The 17333-nt window shown below is 61.9% G+C and carries 21 protein-coding genes; 8 read left to right on the forward strand and 13 right to left on the reverse strand.

Annotation, left to right across the window (positions count from 1 at the left end; genetic code table 11):
* Positions 1-7: 7 nt before the first annotated feature.
* A complete protein-coding gene (locus VF285_RS07110; protein ID WP_346951919.1) occupies positions 8-1075 on the forward strand; it encodes a dihydrodipicolinate synthase family protein in 1068 nt (355 codons plus the stop codon).
* Positions 1076-1096: 21 nt separating this feature from the next.
* On the opposite strand, the gene ubiE is transcribed toward VF285_RS07110, so the two are convergent.
* Positions 1097-1861 (reverse strand): bifunctional demethylmenaquinone methyltransferase/2-methoxy-6-polyprenyl-1,4-benzoquinol methylase UbiE, encoded by a 765-nt coding sequence (gene ubiE / locus VF285_RS07115; protein WP_346951920.1) that lies wholly within the window; start codon positions 1859-1861, stop codon positions 1097-1099.
* A 119-nt stretch (positions 1862-1980) separates the two neighbouring features.
* On the opposite strand from ubiE, the gene phoB reads away from it, so the two are divergent.
* Both phoB and phoR read left to right on the forward strand, forming a co-directional pair.
* The gene (gene phoB, locus VF285_RS07120; RefSeq protein ID WP_346951921.1) at positions 1981-2676 is read left to right on the forward strand and encodes a phosphate regulon transcriptional regulator PhoB; all 696 of its coding nucleotides are present in this window, start codon (positions 1981-1983) and stop codon (positions 2674-2676) included.
* The gene (phoR, locus tag VF285_RS07125) at positions 2673-4001 is read left to right on the forward strand and encodes a phosphate regulon sensor histidine kinase PhoR (protein WP_346951922.1); all 1329 of its coding nucleotides are present in this window, start codon (positions 2673-2675) and stop codon (positions 3999-4001) included. The genes phoB and phoR overlap by 4 nt, the downstream gene beginning before the upstream one ends.
* Before the next feature lie 16 nt (positions 4002-4017).
* Here the strand turns inward: phoR and ilvA are convergent, their stop codons facing one another.
* A complete protein-coding gene (ilvA, locus tag VF285_RS07130; RefSeq protein WP_346951923.1) occupies positions 4018-5526 on the reverse strand; it encodes a threonine ammonia-lyase, biosynthetic in 1509 nt (502 codons plus the stop codon).
* A gap of 88 nt (positions 5527-5614) precedes the next feature.
* Between ilvA and VF285_RS07135 the strand changes: the two genes are divergently transcribed.
* Positions 5615-6208: a YqaA family protein gene (locus VF285_RS07135; protein ID WP_346951924.1), complete on the forward strand. Its 594-nt coding sequence runs from the start codon at positions 5615-5617 to the stop codon at positions 6206-6208.
* A 53-nt stretch (positions 6209-6261) separates the two neighbouring features.
* Here VF285_RS07135 and VF285_RS07140 read toward each other — a convergent pair whose 3' ends face one another.
* From VF285_RS07140 to VF285_RS07185, 10 genes are all read right to left on the reverse strand, one after another.
* Positions 6262-7173: a septal ring lytic transglycosylase RlpA family protein gene (locus tag VF285_RS07140; protein ID WP_346951925.1), complete on the reverse strand. Its 912-nt coding sequence runs from the start codon at positions 7171-7173 to the stop codon at positions 6262-6264.
* Positions 7170-8045, reverse strand: coding sequence for an RNase adapter RapZ (gene rapZ, locus VF285_RS07145; RefSeq protein ID WP_346951926.1), 876 nt, complete (start codon positions 8043-8045; stop codon positions 7170-7172). Before rapZ ends, VF285_RS07140 begins: the two co-directional genes overlap by 4 nt.
* Before the next feature lie 37 nt (positions 8046-8082).
* Positions 8083-9018, reverse strand: coding sequence for an HPr(Ser) kinase/phosphatase (gene hprK, locus VF285_RS07150; protein ID WP_346951927.1), 936 nt, complete (start codon positions 9016-9018; stop codon positions 8083-8085).
* Positions 8990-9487, reverse strand: a complete 498-nt coding sequence (locus VF285_RS07155; protein WP_346951928.1) for a PTS sugar transporter subunit IIA — start codon at positions 9485-9487, stop codon at positions 8990-8992. Before VF285_RS07155 ends, hprK begins: the two co-directional genes overlap by 29 nt.
* A 121-nt stretch (positions 9488-9608) precedes the next feature.
* On the reverse strand, positions 9609-9938 hold the full coding sequence (gene hpf, locus VF285_RS07160) for a ribosome hibernation-promoting factor, HPF/YfiA family (protein WP_346951929.1): 330 nt from the start codon (positions 9936-9938) through the stop codon (positions 9609-9611).
* A gap of 231 nt (positions 9939-10169) precedes the next feature.
* A complete protein-coding gene (gene lptB, locus VF285_RS07165; protein ID WP_346951930.1) occupies positions 10170-10964 on the reverse strand; it encodes an LPS export ABC transporter ATP-binding protein in 795 nt (264 codons plus the stop codon).
* A gap of 17 nt (positions 10965-10981) precedes the next feature.
* The gene (lptA, locus tag VF285_RS07170) at positions 10982-11599 is read right to left on the reverse strand and encodes a lipopolysaccharide transport periplasmic protein LptA (RefSeq protein WP_346951931.1); all 618 of its coding nucleotides are present in this window, start codon (positions 11597-11599) and stop codon (positions 10982-10984) included.
* On the reverse strand, positions 11596-12213 hold the full coding sequence (lptC, locus tag VF285_RS07175; RefSeq protein WP_346951932.1) for an LPS export ABC transporter periplasmic protein LptC: 618 nt from the start codon (positions 12211-12213) through the stop codon (positions 11596-11598). The genes lptA and lptC overlap by 4 nt, the downstream gene beginning before the upstream one ends.
* Entirely contained in the window at positions 12210-12812 is a 603-nt protein-coding gene (locus VF285_RS07180) for a phenylphosphate carboxylase subunit delta (RefSeq protein WP_346951933.1), read from the reverse strand. Before VF285_RS07180 ends, lptC begins: the two co-directional genes overlap by 4 nt.
* Positions 12812-13798: a KpsF/GutQ family sugar-phosphate isomerase gene (locus tag VF285_RS07185; RefSeq protein WP_346951934.1), complete on the reverse strand. Its 987-nt coding sequence runs from the start codon at positions 13796-13798 to the stop codon at positions 12812-12814. Before VF285_RS07185 ends, VF285_RS07180 begins: the two co-directional genes overlap by 1 nt.
* Before the next feature lie 111 nt (positions 13799-13909).
* On the opposite strand from VF285_RS07185, the gene VF285_RS07190 reads away from it, so the two are divergent.
* Positions 13910-14464, forward strand: a complete 555-nt coding sequence (locus VF285_RS07190; protein WP_346951935.1) for an adenine phosphoribosyltransferase — start codon at positions 13910-13912, stop codon at positions 14462-14464.
* Here the strand turns inward: VF285_RS07190 and rsmI are convergent.
* Complete coding sequence (gene rsmI, locus VF285_RS07195) at positions 14461-15417, reverse strand: 16S rRNA (cytidine(1402)-2'-O)-methyltransferase (protein ID WP_346951936.1); 957 nt, start codon at positions 15415-15417, stop codon at positions 14461-14463. The genes VF285_RS07190 and rsmI overlap by 4 nt on opposite strands.
* 29 nt (positions 15418-15446) lie before the next feature.
* Here rsmI and VF285_RS07200 point away from each other — a divergent pair, with 29 nt between their 5' ends.
* The 3 genes from VF285_RS07200 to VF285_RS07210 all read left to right on the forward strand — a co-directional run bounded on the left by VF285_RS07200 (position 15447) and on the right by VF285_RS07210 (position 17305).
* A complete protein-coding gene (locus VF285_RS07200; RefSeq protein WP_346951937.1) occupies positions 15447-15923 on the forward strand; it encodes a YraN family protein in 477 nt (158 codons plus the stop codon).
* Positions 15924-15986: 63 nt separating this feature from the next.
* Positions 15987-16580, forward strand: a complete 594-nt coding sequence (locus tag VF285_RS07205) for a phosphoheptose isomerase (RefSeq protein WP_346951938.1) — start codon at positions 15987-15989, stop codon at positions 16578-16580.
* The gene (locus VF285_RS07210; RefSeq protein WP_346951939.1) at positions 16580-17305 is read left to right on the forward strand and encodes a BON domain-containing protein; all 726 of its coding nucleotides are present in this window, start codon (positions 16580-16582) and stop codon (positions 17303-17305) included. Before VF285_RS07205 ends, VF285_RS07210 begins: the two co-directional genes overlap by 1 nt.
* The last annotated feature ends 28 nt before the right edge of the window (positions 17306-17333 follow it).

Below are 17333 nucleotides of genomic sequence, written 5' to 3' on the forward strand. Positions count from 1 at the left end.
AGCCTCCATGTCACTGCAACGATCCGATATACCTGGGGAAATCCTCGCGCAATTTGCGCGAGGCATGGTCGTCCCAGCCCATCCGCTTGCTCTGAACAGCCAGCGCCAGTTCGATCGCCGCCACCAGCGCGCACTGACTCGATACTACGTTGATGCCGGTGCCGGGGGCCTCGCAGTGGGCGTACACACGACACAATTCAACATCCGCGAACAGGGGCTGTACGAAACCGTGTTGAGTGCCGCAATCGACGACCAACGCAGCTGGACCTCGCGGCCCATGATGATGATCGCCGGGCTATGCGGCCATACAAAACAGGCGCGCGCGGAAGCCCATATCGCGGGCAGCCTGGGCTACCAAGCAGGCCTGCTCAGCCTGGCAGCCCTGCCGACAGCTTCAGAAGACGAACTCATCGCCCACTGCGAAGCGGTCAGCCAGGACATTCCGCTCATCGGCTTTTACCTGCAGACTGCGGTGGGCGGCCTCAAGCTGTCCAGCGAATTCTGGCGGCGCTTCGCCCTGATCCCGAATGTGCTGGCCATCAAGGTGGCCCCCTTCAACCGCTACCGAACCATCGACGTGGTCCGTGGCATCGTCGACGCCCATGCGGAAGACCGCGTCTTCCTTTACACCGGCAACGACGACCATATCGTGCTCGACCTGGCCCTCCCATTCACGGCCATGCGCGAGGGCCAACCCGTCACGGTCCGGTTTCGTGGGGGGCTGCTCGGTCATTGGTCGGTCTGGACCGCCAGCGCCACGAAGCTGCTGGCGCGAATCAAGGCCGAGCTGGCCTCTGGCGACGGCACACTGAGCCCTGAGCTGCTCGCGCTGGACGCACGCGTGACCGACTGCAATTCAGCGTTTTTCGACGTCACCAACGACTTTCAAGGCTGCATCGCGGGCTGCCATGAAGTCTTGCGCAGGCAAGGCCTGCTTGAAGGGATCTGGTGTCTGGACCCGCATGAAACCCTGGGACCGGGTCAATTGGAACAAATCGACCGCGTATACGAACTGCATGGCGATCTCAGCGACGATGCCTTTGTCCACGCAAACCTGGCGCGGTGGTTGGCATGACGGGCGGTGCCCCGCCAAAAATCACTCCAGCCGAATGCCCTCGTGCAGCGCCGCAACACCTGCAGTCAGATTGAAGTACTGCACTCGCCCCAGACCTACAGTGCGCATCATCTCGGCCAGGGTTTCCTGATCAGGGTGCATGCGAATGGATTCAGCCAGGTAGCGATAGCTGTCTTCGTCGGCCGCAATGAGGCGGCCCATCCGGGGCAGGACATGGAACGAATACCAATCGTAGACGGGCTTGAGCGCTGGCGTGATACGCGAGAACTCAAGCACCAGAAGCTTCCCGCCTGGCTTGAGAACCCGACGCATTTCTGCCAATGCGCGCTCTTTGTGCGTCATGTTGCGCAGCCCAAAGGCGACTGACACTCGGTCAAAATATTGATCCGGAAACGGCAGGCACTCTGCGTCGCAGACTGCGACAGGTGTCACAATGCCCTGATCAAGCAGGCGGTCACGTCCTACCTTCAGCATGGAATCGTTGATGTCGGTGAGCCAGACCTCGCCCCGAGACCCCGCCCGCCGTGCGAACGCGCGGGCCAGGTCGCCCGTGCCGCCCGCAATGTCCAGCACCTTCATGCCTGGCCGCACTTGCGCGCGCCCAATGGTGAAGGCCTTCCAGATGCGATGCAACCCACCCGACATGACGTCGTTCATCAGGTCGTAACGGGAGGCCACCGAATGGAAAACCTCGGCCACGCGATGCGCCTTGTCAGATTCGCGCACCGTTTCGAAGCCAAAATGAGTCTGCGGCTCCTGGCCGGCATTGTGGGAAATGTCGTTCATGATGCGCGTATCGTACTGCATTCAAAGGGGGTGCCGCACAGGATGCCCCTCAGTGTCACATCAATGAAATAATGTGCCCATATCATGATCCGCTTGGCCACTTCCGCACGCAGCCCCCTATGTCCGCCATGATTCTTGTCGTCGAAGACGAGCCTGCCATCCAGGAACTGCTGTCCCTGAATCTCCGGCACGCAGGTTTTGAGGTCCGTGTTGCTTCCGATGCTGCCGGTGCCCGGCAAGCCGTGCACGAGCGGCTTCCTGATCTGGTTCTGCTGGACTGGATGCTGCCGGATTCTCCCGGCATCCGCTTGGCAAAATGGCTGCGTTCGTCCGAGCGCACCCGTGAAGTGCCGCTCATCATGCTGACGGCTCGGGGGACGGAACAAGACAAGATCGACGGTCTGGAAGCCGGTGCAGACGACTATGTGACCAAGCCCTTCTCTCCACGAGAGCTGATCGCGCGCGTGCGTTCGCTTCTACGCCGTCGGGCGCCCCAGCTGGGCGGCGACGCCATCGACGCGGGCGATCTGCACCTGGACCCCGACACGTGCCGGGTCACTGGCGCAGGGCAGGCACTCCCCATGGGTCCTACCGAATTCCGCCTGCTACACTTTCTCATGACGCACGCCGAACGGGTCTATGGCCGCGGTCAGCTCCTGGACCAGGTATGGGGTGATCACGTCTTCGTCGAAGAGCGCACGGTCGACGTGCACATCCGGCGCCTGCGCAAGGCGCTCGAACCCGCAGCGTTGGGCGGCTACATCCACACCGTACGCGGAGCGGGCTACCGCTTCAGCACGACACAGGAACCATGAGCAAGACCCTGATCACCATCGCACTCTGGGCATTGGCCGGCTGGCTGCTCGGAGCCTGGCTGGGGGCCGCCACTGGCTGGGCAGTCCTGGCCCTGGGGCTGTTGCTCATGGTGATCGTGAGTGGCCTCCAGCTCTCGCGCATCGCCCACTGGGTCCGCAATATCGACGCGCCTCCCCCCCCTTCGGTAGGCCCATGGGACGAAGTCCTGGCACCCATCTACCGCAAGCTCAAACAGAACCGGCTCGAACTGCAAGAACGCTCACGCAATTTTCATCGTGTGCTGCTCGCGGCAGAGGCTCTGCCCGATGGCGCACTGACTCTGGCGCCCGACAAATCGTTGTTGTGGTGCAACCAGACGGCGGCGGGCCATCTGGGCCTGAATCCTGAACAGGACCGCGGGCACAGCATCCTGAACGTCATCCGAACCCCCGAATTCGCCCACTATGCCGCGCAGGAAACCTGGGACAAGCCTCTTGTGCTGCATCTGGGGCACGGTGGCTTGGCCCGCACCCTGATGCTGCACCTGGCTCCTTACGGCGTTGGGCAGTTCCTCATGGTGACGCGCGACATCACTCAGATCGAGCGGCTGGAAAACACGCGCAAAGACTTCGTGGCGAATGTGTCACACGAAATGCGCACACCGCTCACCGTCCTGTCGGGCTTCGTTGAAACCCTGCTGGACATGCCCGACGGGTCTCTGACCCACGAAGAACAACGCCACTATCTGAATCTCATGGCGCACCAGGCGCACAACATGCAGGCTCTGGTCGCCGACCTGCTCACCCTGTCTTCGCTGGAATCCACCCCCAACAGCGAAGGCGAACGCGTCATGCTGGCAAACCTGATCCACAGCGCACTGGAACAGGCCCGGGCGCTCTCAAAAGGGACGCATCAATTCACGCTGGAGCTCGATGAAACCCTGGCCATCCACGGCAAAGACACCGAACTTGCCTCGGCGGTCGGCAACCTGCTGACCAACGCGGTGCGTTATACGCCAACAGGCGGCACCATCACGGTGCGCTGGCAGCCACACCCCCAAGGGGGTGCCGTCTACAGCGTCCAGGATACGGGTATCGGCATCGACAGCGACGACATCCCGCGGCTGACCGAACGCTTCTTCCGCGTCAACCGGGGGCGCTCGCGTGCCACCGGCGGCACGGGCCTGGGGCTGGCCATCGCCAAGCACGTCGCCCTGCGCCACGATGCACAGCTTGAAATCCAGAGCACTCTGGGCGAAGGCAGCACGTTTGCGATCCGCTTTCCGGCCGCGCGCCTGTGCAGCCGGGCGCAGGCAGACGCTTCACCTCACACCGAAGCCGCGTGAAGCGCCGTTCAGGCGCTCACAGGAACAGCCTGTAGGCCGGGTTGTCCGATTCGTTCCAGTACGGATAACCCAGCGTGGCCAGAAAATCCTTGAAGATCTTCTTGTCCTCGGGCGGAACCTGAATCCCCACCAGAATGCGCCCATAGTCATCGCCCTGATTCCGGTAATGGAAAAGGCTGATGTTCCATTCCGGATTCATGGCCCCCAGGAACTTCATCAGGGCACCCGGACGTTCCGGGAATTCGAAGCGATACAGCACTTCGTTCTGCGCCAGCCCCGAAGGCCCGCCCACCATGTAGCGCAAGTGAGTCTTGGCCATTTCGTTGGAGGTGAGATCCAGCGTCGGGAACCCCTCTTTGAGAAAGTGTGCCGAGAGTTTCTCAATCTCGGCTTCAGAGCGAATCTGTACGCCCACGTACACGTGGGCCGATTCAGCATCTGAAATGCGGTAATTGAATTCGGTCACCGCCCGCCGGCCCACCGCCTCGCACAGGCGGCGGAAGCTGCCGCGCTTTTCAGGCAAGGTAATGGCAAACAGCGCCTCGCGCGCCTCACCTACGTCGGCCCGCTCGGCCACGAAACGCAGCCGGTCGAAGTTCATGTTGGCACCACAGGTGATGGCAACCAGGGTCTTGCCCTTCCACTTTTGCTGGGCAGCGTAGCGCTTGGCCCCCGCCAGCGCCAGCGCACCTGCCGGCTCGAGTACGCTGCGGGTATCCTGAAACACGTCTTTGATGCCCGCGCAGATGGCATCGGTATCCACCAGCACGAAGTCATCCACATATTCACGCACCAGCTTGAAGGTCTCCTGCCCCACCTGCTTGACAGCCGTCCCATCGGAAAACAAGCCCACGTCGGCCAGTTTGACTCGTCGCCCCGCCTTGACGCTGCGCACCATGGCATCCGAATCCACCGTCTGTACCCCAATGACCTTGATCTCGGGCCGCAGCTGCTTGATGTAGGCTGCCACGCCGGAAATCAGGCCACCACCGCCGATTGCCACAAACACGGCATCAATGGGCCCCGGATGCTGGTGCAGGATCTCCATGCCCACGGTACCCTGCCCCGCGATCACGTCCGGGTCGTCAAAGGGGTGTACGAACGTCAGGCCATCGCGTGCCTGCAATTCGGATGCATGCTCGGCCGCCTCGGTAAAACTGTCGCCAAACAACACGATTTCACCCCCCAAGGCCTTCACCGCATCGACCTTGACCTGGGGCGTCGTGACGGGCATCACGATCACGGCCTTGCACTTGAGGCGGCTGGCCGCCAACGCCACGCCCTGGGCGTGGTTGCCCGCCGAGGCGGCGATCACACCCCGCTTGAGTTCTTCAGGCGTCAGGTGCGCCATCTTGTTGTAGGCACCCCGCAGCTTGAAGCTGAACACGGGCTGCGTATCTTCGCGCTTGAGCAGCACAGTGTTGCCAATGCGCTTGGAAATTCGAGGGGCCAGGTCCAGAGGAGTTTCATGAGCAACGTCATAGACTTTTGACGTCAAAATGCGTTTCAGATAATCGTCGGACATGGCGTCTGTAGCAGCAAAGGGGGGAAAGCTAAAAAGAATATCACAGCAGTCATGCCTGCAGACCTTCATCCCGGTACACTGCGTGACCATGGAAGCCTGGGTACAAGCCTCGATTCACGCCTTGCTGGCGGTGTTTGCACTGCCCGCAGTAGGGCTGCCTGCCATTTTCGTGATCTGCCTGGTGTCGGCCACGCTGTTGCCTTTGGGTTCGGAACCCGCCGTATTTGCCTACGTTCAGCTCACCCCTCACATGTTCTGGCCCGCCATCGCGGTCGCCACTGTGGGCAACACCATTGGCGGAGTCATCACGTACGCCATGGGCGCAGGAGCCGAAACCGCCTTTCAGGCCTGGCGGCACCACGCAGCCACCACCGTCTCGGCCGAACCACCCGGCGAGCGCCATCACGGAGGCGAGCTCTTGCACCCAGATGCCGAGCCACGCCAGGCACCTGGCGGACGCTGGCACAAGCTGACGCTGAGCTGGTTCCAGCGCTTTGGCCCCCCAGCGCTCTTGGTGTCGTGGCTACCTGGCATTGGCGACCCGCTCTGCGCCGTGGCCGGCTGGCTCAAGCTGCCGTTCTGGCCCTGCGTGCTCTACATGGCGATTGGCAAATGCCTGCGCTATATCGCCATGACGATTGCCCTGCTGCACGCTTGGCCCTGGGTGAACCAATGGCTGTGAAGACTACGAAAAAAACCCAAACTGGCCCGACAAAGGCATGAGCACGAATCCAATCAATCCGTCGCAATCACGGGACGGACGTCAGCCGTGCGAGACATGACGGCCGCAGCACGCAAGGCTTCGTCGCGCGTGGAATAAGGCCCCATGCGGACTTTGTACAAATTGGCCTGGCGCGTCACGGCCGTCTGTGCATTGATGCGGCTATTGATGCGTTCGGAAAACGCCTGGGCATTTTCAGACGAGGCAAAGGCGCCAAACTGAAGATAGACGGTGCCTCTGCCCGTCGGAGACACGGGGGGAATCATGGGACGCGGTGCGGCCGGCGGCGGAGGTGGCACATAGGCCACAGGGGTCGACATGGCAGGCACGGGTGAGGTCACGGCAGACTCAGGCGCCGCGGACGCCAACATCGGCGCAGAATCCCTGGGGTAATTGCCCGCCAGAATGTCATTGTTGGTGATGGCCTGCACGACGACTTCGCCGCTGCCCGGGCCAATCAGCCCCAGCTTGGCTGCAGCCACGTAAGACAGATCGATGATGCGGCCCGGGTGAAACGGACCCCGATCATTGATGCGCACGATGATGGATTTGCCGGTCGATACCCGGGTCACCCTCGCATAACTGGGCACTGGCAACACGGGCTGTGCCGCCGTCATGGAATACATATCGTATTTTTCACCATTGGCGGTTTTTTCGCCGTGAAACCCAGGACCATACCAGGACGCAATGCCCTGACGCCGATACGGTTGGTTCTCGGGGATCGGATAATAGCGTACGCCGTAGACCTCGTAGGGCCTGAAATTGGCAGGAGCGGGACGTTCGACCTTAGGGACGGCATCCGGAATAGCCGCAAGTTGTGCAGGCGTCAGGTTGCCGCTATAACGACTGCGCGTGGCACACCCCGCCAGAATCGAGACGATCACGCAAAACAGGATCAGGGTCAGCCGACGTGGCAGCAGGTTCATGGAGCCGCCTGATGCAGGAGCGGGTTACGGTGCCGGATGAGCAACGGAGAATGGTCGGCGAACCGCCGTGCCAGCTGTTCAGCCACATATACCGAACGATGCTGGCCCCCCGTGCACCCGATCGCTATGGTCAGGTAATTGCGCGTGTCCTGCTGGTAAAGCGGCAGCCACTTGCGGATGAACCCGGCAATGTCGTCCACCATGGCCGACACACTGCCAAACTGCGCCAGCCACTCGGCCACGGGGGCATCACGCCCCGTGAGCGGACGCAGGACCGGATCGTAATGGGGATTGGGCAGGCAACGCACGTCAAAAACCAGATCGGCGTCAAAGGGTACGCCGCGCTTGTAGGCAAACGATTCAAAAGTGAGCACGATCGCGACCTTGTCGACCTGCACGAGGTCTCGCACCCAACTGCGCAACTGCCCGGGGGTGAGATCGGACGTATCGATCACGTGTTCCTGATCTCTCAGGGGTGCCAGCAGCTCCCGCTCGTGGGCAATGCAATTTTGCAGCGACACGTCCTGCCCCTCTCGTTGCATGCGGTCGCTGAGCGGATGCCGCCGACGCGACTCCGAATACCGCTGGATGAGTGTCTGATCATCGGCGTCCAGAAACACTACGTGCAGCGCCACCCCTTGTGCACGCAGGCTGGTGAGGATGCCAGGAAGGTCGTCCAGGTCGCCTGGCGTACGCACGTCGATGGCGACCGCAACCCGCTCCAGCCCGGTCTCTTGGGTACTGGCGATGAATTCATGCAAAAACCGCACGGGCAGATTATCGACGCACGTATAACCGGTGTCTTCCAGCATCCGCAACGCAACGGATTTCCCCGACCCGGAAATCCCCGTGATGAGAACGATGTTCAGCATGGCAGCCGGCGGGGGCATCCGCAGTCTGTAGAGGATGTCATCGGGTCTCCCGGCTGTTTTCCATGATGGCCAGCGCCTGCCGTTCTATGAATTCACCCATGGTGTCGATGCCACGAAGGCTCAGGATCGTGTTGCGAACCGCCGCCTCGACCAGTACGGCAAGGTTGCGGCCTGCCGCCACTTGCAGCATGACACGGCGTACGGGAATGCCCAGGATGTCTTCGAACTCGTCGCGGGTTGGCAAGCGCTCGAAGGTGTCAGAGGTCATGCGTACCAGATGCACGATGAGCTTGATCTTCATCTTGCGTCTCACCGAGGTTTCGCCAAAGATGGTGCGGATGTCCAGCAGCCCCAATCCGCGCACCTCGAGCAGGTTCTGAAGCAGCGGCGGGCATTGGCCCTCGACAAAATTGGGGGCCGTGCGCGAAAGCTCGACGGCATCGTCGGCCACCAGGCCATGCCCGCGCGAGATAAGTTCCAGCGCCAGCTCGCTCTTGCCGAGGCCTGACTCACCCGTGATCAGCACCCCCAGGCCCAAGACGTCCATGAAGACCCCGTGCACCAGCGTCTTAGGTGCCATGCGCTTGCCCAGGTAGATACGCAGCAGATCGATGAGCAACGAGGCCTCGATCGGCGTACCCAGCAGGGGAATCTGGTGCGTCTCGCAGTAGGCCCTCAGGTCATCGGGCGCCAAGGTCTGAGCTGCCAGGATGATGGCGGGAACCCCACCGGCCACGAGGTCATCCAGGTGATGAGTACGCCGGCGGGTATCCAGCCGGTCGTAGTACAACATTTCTTCGGCACCAAAAACCTGAATGCGCGCCGGGTGGATCAAGTTCAGGTGGCCAATGAGGTCGGATGCGGCAGTGCCGGCCTCTGGAACCATGCGGGTGCCAGCCACCTCCTGGCCGGCAATCCAGGAAAACGTGATCTTGTCGGCATTGTCACGAATCAGCTCTTGAATGCTCAGCATGGTCGGTAGGCAGGGCGGTTGCACCCTTGAGGATCAGTTGGTGGACTTCGAGAGGATCGCTTGCCTGCGTCAACGCCTGACGAATGGACGCGTCCGACATGAGCCGCGCAATACCGGCCAGCAAATCCAGATGCATCTGCGTCGCGCTCTCAGGCATGAGCAGAAAAAACAGCAGGCGCGCCGTGCGCCCATCGTTGACGTCGAAGCGGATGGGCCGGTCGAGGCGGATGAATGCCGCACGCGGCTCACGCAGATCTTTCAGCCGTCCATGAGGAACCGCGACCTCGTGCCCCAGCGCCGTCGAACCCAGCCGCTCACGGGCCAGCAGGCTGTGAAAGACCGACGTGCGGGCCACACCTTGATTGTTCTCGAACAGCAGACCAGCTTGCTCGAAGGCCCGTTTCTTGCTGGTGGCCGCCAAGTCGAGAACGACGTTGCCAGGCGGCAAAATGCGGGGGTTGAGATTCATGGGCTCATTATAGGAGGCAAACCCCGCTGCGGAGGAAGCCACACGCCACAGATACAAAGGCCTCGGACGAGAGTCACGAGGCCATTGGTGTCACGAAGCGACCCTTAAAAGGGCCTGAAGGTCATTCGGCAACCATAGCTGCCTGACGTTTCGGGGGTTCGTGAACATAGGTTTGAGCCTTGGATTTGTACTTGATGACCTGTCTGTCGACCTTGTCGACCAGCAAGTCAATGGCCGCATATAGATTGTCATCCGTGGCCTCGCAATGTACATCCTTGCCGCGCAGGCGCATAGTGATTTCTGCCGTATGTTTGAGGGGTTCGATCGACAGCATGACTTGCGTGTCGATGACTTGATCAAAGTGTCGGAGAACGCGCGCCGTCTTGGTGTAGACGTATTCGCGAATAGCCGGCGTGATTTCCAGATGACGACCGGTAATAGTCAGGCTCATAGTGCAAACTCCTTGCGGAAATACAGATGAGGTTCCAAAGGAACCCGTGTGAACGACGATGGGTCTCCTATTGAAGTGACTGACGGTTCCAGTGTACAGACTACCGCAGGCACATCAAGTGCCAGACGACGGTGTAAGATAATGAGATTCACAAAGGCCACAGCAAATTGCTGTGGCCTTTTTCCTTTTTTAGGGCGCTCAACGCATACCCACGGACCCCGTGGCTCGCGCCTACATGCGGAAGTTCTTGCCCAGATACACTTGCCGCACCGCTTCGTTGTCCACGATCTCGCTGGGGTGGCCGCTGGTGAGCACCTTGCCTTCGCTGATGATATAGGCGCGGTCGCAGATCCCCAGTGTTTCGCGTACGTTATGATCGGTGATGAGCACACCGATGTTCCGGCCCTTCAGGAACTGCACGATGCGCTGAATCTCGATGACGGCAATGGGGTCTACCCCGGCAAACGGCTCATCAAGCAGGATGAAGCGCGGGTGCGTGGCCAAGGCGCGGGCAATCTCGACGCGCCGGCGCTCGCCGCCCGACAGAGAAATGGCCATATTGCGGCGAATATGCTCAATCTGCAGTTCGTCGATGAGCGACTCCAGGTGCTCTTCGATCGCCGAACCTGACAAGCCATGGCCCTTTGCGTCACGCTGCAGCTCCAGCACGGCGCGAATGTTCTGCTCTACCGTCAGGCGCCGAAAGACCGACGCATCCTGCGGCAGGTACGACAGCCCCAAACGCGCGCGCTTGTGCATGGGAATCCCGGTGACGTCGTGCTGATCGATCACGATGCGCCCGGTATCGGCCGGGATCAGCCCGACGATCATGTAAAAGCTGGTGGTCTTGCCCGCCCCGTTGGGACCCAATAGCCCAACGACCTCGCCGCTGTCGACGGACAGAGAAACGTCTTGCACGACGGCCCGGCGACCAAAGCTCTTCCCCAGACCAATAGCCTGCAAGCTGCCCGAGGCGCCGGTGACGCGCGCCGGGTCGGAAACCGCCACAGAATCGACTGAAGGCATGGACAACGCGACCCGCCTCACGAGTGCTTGGCGCTGCACTGCGCAATGGCCTGGTCCACCCGCGCCTGCGGCTGGGCCAATGAACGTACGCGACCGCCTGCCGCAGCCGAATCTTTGCCTCCAAACGCTTCGTAGGTACCGGATTTCTGGTGATAGACAATACGCGCACCTTGCACGTTGTCGAATGCCTTGCCGCAGACATAGCGCGTTACGACCGCCTGACCAATCAGTGTGATGTCGCCGCTCTTGCCATCGTAGTCGGCCTGCTGCCCCGTGCCGACGAGCGTTTCGAATTTCTTGGGGTTTTCCTGGCGAATGTTGACCAGATGCCCTTTGCTTGCCGTCGCAGTCCCGGACTGGTTGCCATCGGCGTCTTCATGAGCCACCAACTTGTCGGCTCGCAGCGTCATGGTCCCGCGCGTGAGGACCACGTTTCCGGTGAAGGTCGTGGTCTTGCTGACGTCATCGTAATGCAGGGTGTCAGACAGCACCACCGTATCAGGCTCGGCCTGCGCAGGCTTCCCCGACACGACCGCCGGGGCGGAGGTGGGCTTTTTGGCGGAGGCCGCCACCGCTGGCGGCACCAGCGCCGCCAGCATCAGAGTCGTCACGAGAACGGAAGAAAGAGAATTCATGGTTGAGAGGTCTTCTTGGAGCTGGCATTGCGAGCCGCCTGATCTTCGCCAGAGATTTTCATGTCACTGGAAGAAAAGACGGTCAGCTGGCGAGTGCGATTATCGTAACGCATGCCCCGTCCACGCAAGACGGAACGCCCTCTGAGCACCACGGCAGGCTGATCGGTATGGACCACATCTTCGTTGGGCTCGATGATCAATTGTTCACTGCGCACATCCAGGAGCTGATGTTCGGCATCAGGCAGCCGCTTGACGTGCGCGTTGCCATTGAGCACGATGCGATCGCCGTGATGGTCCAGCGTCCCGCGATCAGCGGTTCCTACCGTGATGGGAGAACCCTGCTGATAGGCGACTGCTCTGGGGGTTTTCACCTCGTAACTGTCTGTATCGGGAAAGTGGTCCATGGATGAGCCTTCCAGACGATTGATGGCATAGCCCTTGGGCCCCGTCCGCACCATGACAAAATGATCTGACCAGGAATCACGCTCGTGCGTCATACGCGCCGGAGGGTCCACCTGAATGGACCGCAAGGTGTAGTCGGATGCCCACCAGGTACCCAAGACCAGCAAAACCAACAACAGGACCGCCACCAGGCTGGGCATCCTGTCTCTCATTGAATGGCTCCACCCAACGTAGAGAGTGACATGGTGAAGCAGGCGCCCAGGCGCCCTTGCGCCGCCAGGATCAGGTCACAGCATTCGCGCACCGCCCCTGAACCGCCGTGCAGGGTCGAGACCCAATGCGCCGCCTGGCTGACATACAGCGGTGCGTTGGGCACGCTGGCCGCAAAGCCCACGCGCTGCAGAGCAGGAAGGTCGATGATATCGTCTCCCATGTAGCCAAGATCCTGCAGCCCCAGCCCCGCCTCGCGCGCCAGGTCTTCGAGGGCCCCGATTTTGTCGTGAATCCCTTGTAAAGCGGGCGAAATGCCCAGCTCGGCGGCTCGGCGTGCCGTAATGGCGCTTTTGCGGCCGCTGATCCAGGCCACCCGAACACCTTGTTCTCGCAACAGACGCAGGCCGTGCCCATCCAGGGCATTGAAGGGCTTCACGGCCTCGCCATTTTCTGCGTACCAAAGACTGCCATCCGTCAGCACGCCGTCGACGTCGAACACCATCATGCGAACGGTGCGTGCACGCTCACGCACCCCCGGCGTGACGCGGGCGAGAATCAAGGCTTCAGCAGGATGGGAGAAACCGGGCAGCTCGTTCATCAGATAACCTTTGCGGCAAGTAGATCATGCATGTGCAGCGCACCCAATAATAGCCCGTTGTCATCGAGCACCAGCATCTGGCTGAGCTTGTTCGCATCCATGACCGTGGCCGCCTCGATGGCTGGCGCTTGCGCGGCAATGAACTTGGGATGGTGACTCATCCCTGCCGCCACTGTGAGCGTACGGATGTCGCCATATTGCGCAATCATGCGCCGCAGATCGCCATCCGTGAAGATGCCTGCAGGGCGATCGCCTTCCAGTACGATCGCCATGCCCATGCCCTTGGACGACATTTCGACCAGCGCATCCGGAATCAGGGTGTCCGGCCGCACGCGCGGCAGTGCGGCACCGGTGCGCATGACGTCGGCGACCGACGTGAGCAGGCGCCGGCCCAGCGCGCCCCCTGGATGGGAACGGGCAAAGTCTTCGCGATTGAAGCCTCGTGCCTCCAGGCAAGCCACCGCGATCGCGTCCCCCAGGACGAGTGCTGCTGTCGTGCTGGCCGTTGGCGCCAGGTTGAGCGGACAGGCCTCCTGATCGACGGCGGCATCCAGTGACAGATCGGCACTCCGCGCAAGCTCGGAATCGGCATGGCCGGTCATGGCGATGATGCGCGTACCCATCCGCTTGGCCACCGAAATGATGGTGATGAGTTCCTGAGCCGAACCCGAGTACGAAATGGCAAGCAGGATGTCTTCGCCCGTGAGCATGCCCAGGTCGCCATGGATGGCTTCGGCCGCATGCATGAAGAAGGCGGGGGTGCCCGTCGAAGCGAGGGTGGCGGCGATCTTACGCGCCACATGGCCGGATTTGCCGATACCCGTGACCACTACGCGACCAGAACACCCCAGGATCAGGGTCACGGCCTGCTCGAAGTGTGCGTCGATGCGGCCCTGCAGCGACTGCAGCGCCTGGATTTCGATCGAAAACGTGCGCGTGGCACTCGCGCGGATAGCCTCTGGCTGGAGGTGCGGATGTACATGCATCCGTCGATTTTAAGCGGAACCCGCCCGCAAGTGAGGGTCCCGGCGCGATCGCCGGCGCCGCGCCGGCTTGTTAAACTGGGGCCGCCCTCGCCCACCTAAGAGATGCCCCTCATGCAAACCGATCCAGCCCAACACATCCGCGACACGATCCGCACCGTGCCGGACTGGCCCAAACAGGGCGTGATGTTCCGCGACATCACGCCTGTCCTGCAAGATCCGCAAGCCTTCCGTGTGCTGATCGACCTGTTCGTCTACCGCTACATGCGCCAGCGCCTGGACCTGGTTGCGGGCATAGACGCACGCGGCTTCATCATTGGCGCCGTGCTGGCCTATGAGCTCAAGCTGGGCTTCGTGCCGGTGCGCAAACAAGGCAAGCTTCCGTATCGCACCGTATCGGAAACCTATTCACTGGAATACGGCAATTCCACCGTCGAAATGCACGTGGATTCCGTCCGCCCCGGGCAACGCGTCCTTTTGATCGATGACTTGATCGCGACCGGCGGCACCATGCTCGCGGCCTCAAGATTGCTGCAACGCCTGGGCGCCAACGTGGCCGAGGCGGCTGCCATGATCGACCTGCCCGATCTCAAAGGCTCTGAAGCCGTGCGCAGTTCAGGCCTGCCGGTCTACACCGTGTGCTCGTTTCACGAGACGGATTTGAGCTAATCCGGATCGTCCTGGGCCTGCGCATCCGGCTGTCGCGCCAGCGCCCAAGCATACAGCACGGCGCGCGGCAAGCCTGTCGCCTGCACCCCGATGCGCACGGCATCGCGCACGCTCAGTTCGGCGAGCAAGGCCTGCATCAGGCGCACATGCTCGGCCGAGAGTTCTTCACTGTCGTCCTCTCTGGGAGCCAGCGCATGGACGACCAGCACGAATTCGCCCTGCCCTCGATGGGCGTCTGCCTGTAGCCACGGCAACATCTCGGACGCAGGCAGCGTGCAGATTTCTTCGAAGCGCTTGGTCAGCTCGCGCGCCAAAGTCAGTTGCCGACCCGCACCGGCAATCTCCGCCAGATCCGCCAAGGTGGCCTGCAAACGATGGGGGGCCTCGAACAGCACCACAGGCACGGGGCCTGCCAACCACTGGGTCAGCCACTTGCGCCGGGCCCCCGCCTTGCTGGGGGCAAATCCGGCAAATGCAAAGCCAGGTGCCTCGTCAGACGTCGCGCCGCTGGCCATCAAGGCGGCAATCACCGCACTGGGGCCCGGCAAGGGCACCACGCGATACCCGGCGGCCTGCACGCACCGCACGACGCGCGCCCCAGGATCGCTCACGGCGGGAGCGCCGGCATCGGAGACCAGGGCGACGCGTTGCCCTTGGGCCAGCCGCTCCACGATGGCCTCGGCCGCCTGTTGCTCATTATGGCGATGCGCGGCCAACAAGGGGGTCTGAATCCCCCAGGCATCGAGCAGCGCCCGGGTGGTACGGGTATCTTCGGCAGCCACCGCGTCGCATTGACGCAAGGCCTGCCACGCTCGCAGGCTCATATCCGCCAGATTGCCGATGGGCGTCGCGATCACATAGAGGCTGCCCTGGGGCCAGAACTGCTGCGCCACCTGCTCACTATGACGTTTCCATGTCAGTCCCGTGTTTTCCCAATCGGATGCGTCATTCATACTGATTTGATCCTGTTTCATTGAACACCATGGACGACACCGCCTACGACACTGCACGCCAGACCCAGGAGCAGGCCGCTCGCCGACGTCGGCGGCGCCGGACACGACGGACTGAACCCACTCACGCGTTGCAACTGGGCGCGGGATCAGACCGGCAGCGCGCCGGACACGCGGCCGAACAGCGCGCCAGCGCCCTGCTGCAAGCCAGCGGCCTTGAAGTCCTGGCCACGAACCTGCGCTGCCGCGCAGGCGAGATCGACCTGGTGGCCATCGACGGCAACACCTTGGTTTTCGTCGAGGTGCGCCACCGCAACAGCCTGCAGTTCGGAGGTGCCGCCGCCAGTGTAAACCGCGCCAAACAGACCCGTCTCATCCGCACCGCACTCTACTTCCTGCCGATTCTGTCGCGCCATTTCTTCAATGGTCACCCGCCGATGTGCCGCTTCGACGTCATGGTCGAAGACGGCTTCGACATGCGCTGGATCCGTGATGCGTTCAGTACTTGAACACCACGAATTCTGTTACGTTCACTCGCGCGAGCGATACACACTCATGCGATAATCGCCGCCATGGACATGACTTCACGCATGACGTCGCACTTCGACGATGCGGTCGATGCCTTCAAGGCCAGCGCCCGCGAACTGGCTCCGGCACTCGCTGCAGGGGTCGATCTTCTGTTCGGCGCGCTGACCAACAATGCCCGTATCCTGGCATGCGGTAACGGCGGCTCTGCCGCCGACGCTCAGCACTTCATCGCAGAGCTCATCGGGCGCTTCGAACGCGACCGCCTGCCGCTGGCAGGAATCTGCCTGAACACCGACACCTCCATCATGACGGCTGTCGGCAACGACTACGGCTTCAACGCGGTGTTCGAGCGCCAAGTCAGAGCCCTCGGCCAGCCGGGTGACGTCCTGGTGGCCATTTCCACCAGCGGCAACTCGGCCAACGTGCTGCGAGCCATCGAAGCCGCGCACGAGCGCGAGATGCAGGTGATCGCACTGACAGGCAAAGGCGGCGGGCAAATCAACACCTTGCTCTATGAAACCGACATCCATTTGTGCGTGCCTCATGATCGCACCATGCGCATCCAAGAGGTCCACACCATGCTGTTGCACGCTTTGTGCGACGGCATCGACGCACTGCTACTCGGAGACCCCCTCTGATGACTGCATCCCATCTCACTGCCCGAACCTTGTTCCGCTGCCTGCTCGTCACCAGCGCACTGCTGCCTCTCACGGGGTGCGCTCTGGCCCTTGTCGGCGGCGCAGCGGCAGGCACGGCCGTCATCGCCACCGACCGGCGTACCGCGGGTGAGCAAGTCGACGACCAGACGATCGAATTGCGGGTATCCAACGACTTGGGCAGCGCCTTTGGCGACAATTCCCGCATTGCCGGCATGGCCTACGAGGGCAGGCTGCTGCTGGTCGGAGACGTTCCCACCGACGCCGATCGCCAAAAGGCAGAATCTTTGGCGCGCGCCATCCCCAAGGTAAAGTCGGTCGACAACTACATCCGCGTGGGTGATCTCACGCCTCTCAGCGTGCGCACCAACGACACCTGGATCACCGCCAAGGTCAAGACCGAACTCGCCGCCACCAAGGACGTGCCGTTCCGCACCATCAAGGTCACCACCGAACGCGGTGTGGTGTATCTCATGGGCAAGGTCACGGCAGACGAAGCCGAGCGCGCGGGCATTGTGGCTTCTAGTGTCACCGGGGTCAACAAAGTCGTAAAATTGTTCCAGATCGTGGCCCGTGAGACGATTCTGATCAACTCCGGTACGCCTGCACCCGTCACGGATTCCAGTTCCAAGGGCACCGCTGCTCCTTCTGCGCCTGCACCGGCAGCCGCACCCAGTGGTGGCGCTCAAACCATGCCTGTGCACTGATGAAAAAGCTCGTTATCAGCCTGGCGGC

This window comes from Castellaniella sp. (assembly GCF_036379515.1).
In the GTDB taxonomy this organism is placed as follows: Bacteria; Pseudomonadota; Gammaproteobacteria; order Burkholderiales; family Burkholderiaceae_B; genus Castellaniella.

What these genes read in the sequence shown, in the direction of transcription:
- VF285_RS07110 (WP_346951919.1), top strand. Translation starts at nt 8, where the DNA reads ATGTCACTGCAACGATCCGATATACCTGGGGAAATCCTCGCGCAATTT.
- VF285_RS07190 (WP_346951935.1), top strand. Translation starts at nt 13,910, where the DNA reads ATGCAAACCGATCCAGCCCAACACATCCGCGACACGATCCGCACCGTG.
- hprK (WP_346951927.1), bottom strand. Translation starts at nt 9,018, where the DNA reads ATGCTGAGCATTCAAGAGCTGATTCGTGACAATGCCGACAAGATCACG.
- lptC (WP_346951932.1), bottom strand. Translation starts at nt 12,213, where the DNA reads ATGAGAGACAGGATGCCCAGCCTGGTGGCGGTCCTGTTGTTGGTTTTG.
- phoB (WP_346951921.1), top strand. Translation starts at nt 1,981, where the DNA reads ATGTCCGCCATGATTCTTGTCGTCGAAGACGAGCCTGCCATCCAGGAA.
- VF285_RS07200 (WP_346951937.1), top strand. Translation starts at nt 15,447, where the DNA reads ATGGACGACACCGCCTACGACACTGCACGCCAGACCCAGGAGCAGGCC.
- VF285_RS07140 (WP_346951925.1), bottom strand. Translation starts at nt 7,173, where the DNA reads ATGAACCTGCTGCCACGTCGGCTGACCCTGATCCTGTTTTGCGTGATC.
- ubiE (WP_346951920.1), bottom strand. Translation starts at nt 1,861, where the DNA reads ATGAACGACATTTCCCACAATGCCGGCCAGGAGCCGCAGACTCATTTT.
- lptB (WP_346951930.1), bottom strand. Translation starts at nt 10,964, where the DNA reads ATGCCTTCAGTCGATTCTGTGGCGGTTTCCGACCCGGCGCGCGTCACC.
- VF285_RS07210 (WP_346951939.1), top strand. Translation starts at nt 16,580, where the DNA reads ATGACTGCATCCCATCTCACTGCCCGAACCTTGTTCCGCTGCCTGCTC.
- VF285_RS07205 (WP_346951938.1), top strand. Translation starts at nt 15,987, where the DNA reads ATGGACATGACTTCACGCATGACGTCGCACTTCGACGATGCGGTCGAT.
- rapZ (WP_346951926.1), bottom strand. Translation starts at nt 8,045, where the DNA reads ATGCTGAACATCGTTCTCATCACGGGGATTTCCGGGTCGGGGAAATCC.
- phoR (WP_346951922.1), top strand. Translation starts at nt 2,673, where the DNA reads ATGAGCAAGACCCTGATCACCATCGCACTCTGGGCATTGGCCGGCTGG.
- VF285_RS07185 (WP_346951934.1), bottom strand. Translation starts at nt 13,798, where the DNA reads ATGCATGTACATCCGCACCTCCAGCCAGAGGCTATCCGCGCGAGTGCC.
- VF285_RS07180 (WP_346951933.1), bottom strand. Translation starts at nt 12,812, where the DNA reads ATGAACGAGCTGCCCGGTTTCTCCCATCCTGCTGAAGCCTTGATTCTC.
- VF285_RS07155 (WP_346951928.1), bottom strand. Translation starts at nt 9,487, where the DNA reads ATGAATCTCAACCCCCGCATTTTGCCGCCTGGCAACGTCGTTCTCGAC.
- VF285_RS07135 (WP_346951924.1), top strand. Translation starts at nt 5,615, where the DNA reads ATGGAAGCCTGGGTACAAGCCTCGATTCACGCCTTGCTGGCGGTGTTT.
- hpf (WP_346951929.1), bottom strand. Translation starts at nt 9,938, where the DNA reads ATGAGCCTGACTATTACCGGTCGTCATCTGGAAATCACGCCGGCTATT.
- rsmI (WP_346951936.1), bottom strand. Translation starts at nt 15,417, where the DNA reads ATGAATGACGCATCCGATTGGGAAAACACGGGACTGACATGGAAACGT.
- ilvA (WP_346951923.1), bottom strand. Translation starts at nt 5,526, where the DNA reads ATGTCCGACGATTATCTGAAACGCATTTTGACGTCAAAAGTCTATGAC.
- lptA (WP_346951931.1), bottom strand. Translation starts at nt 11,599, where the DNA reads ATGAATTCTCTTTCTTCCGTTCTCGTGACGACTCTGATGCTGGCGGCG.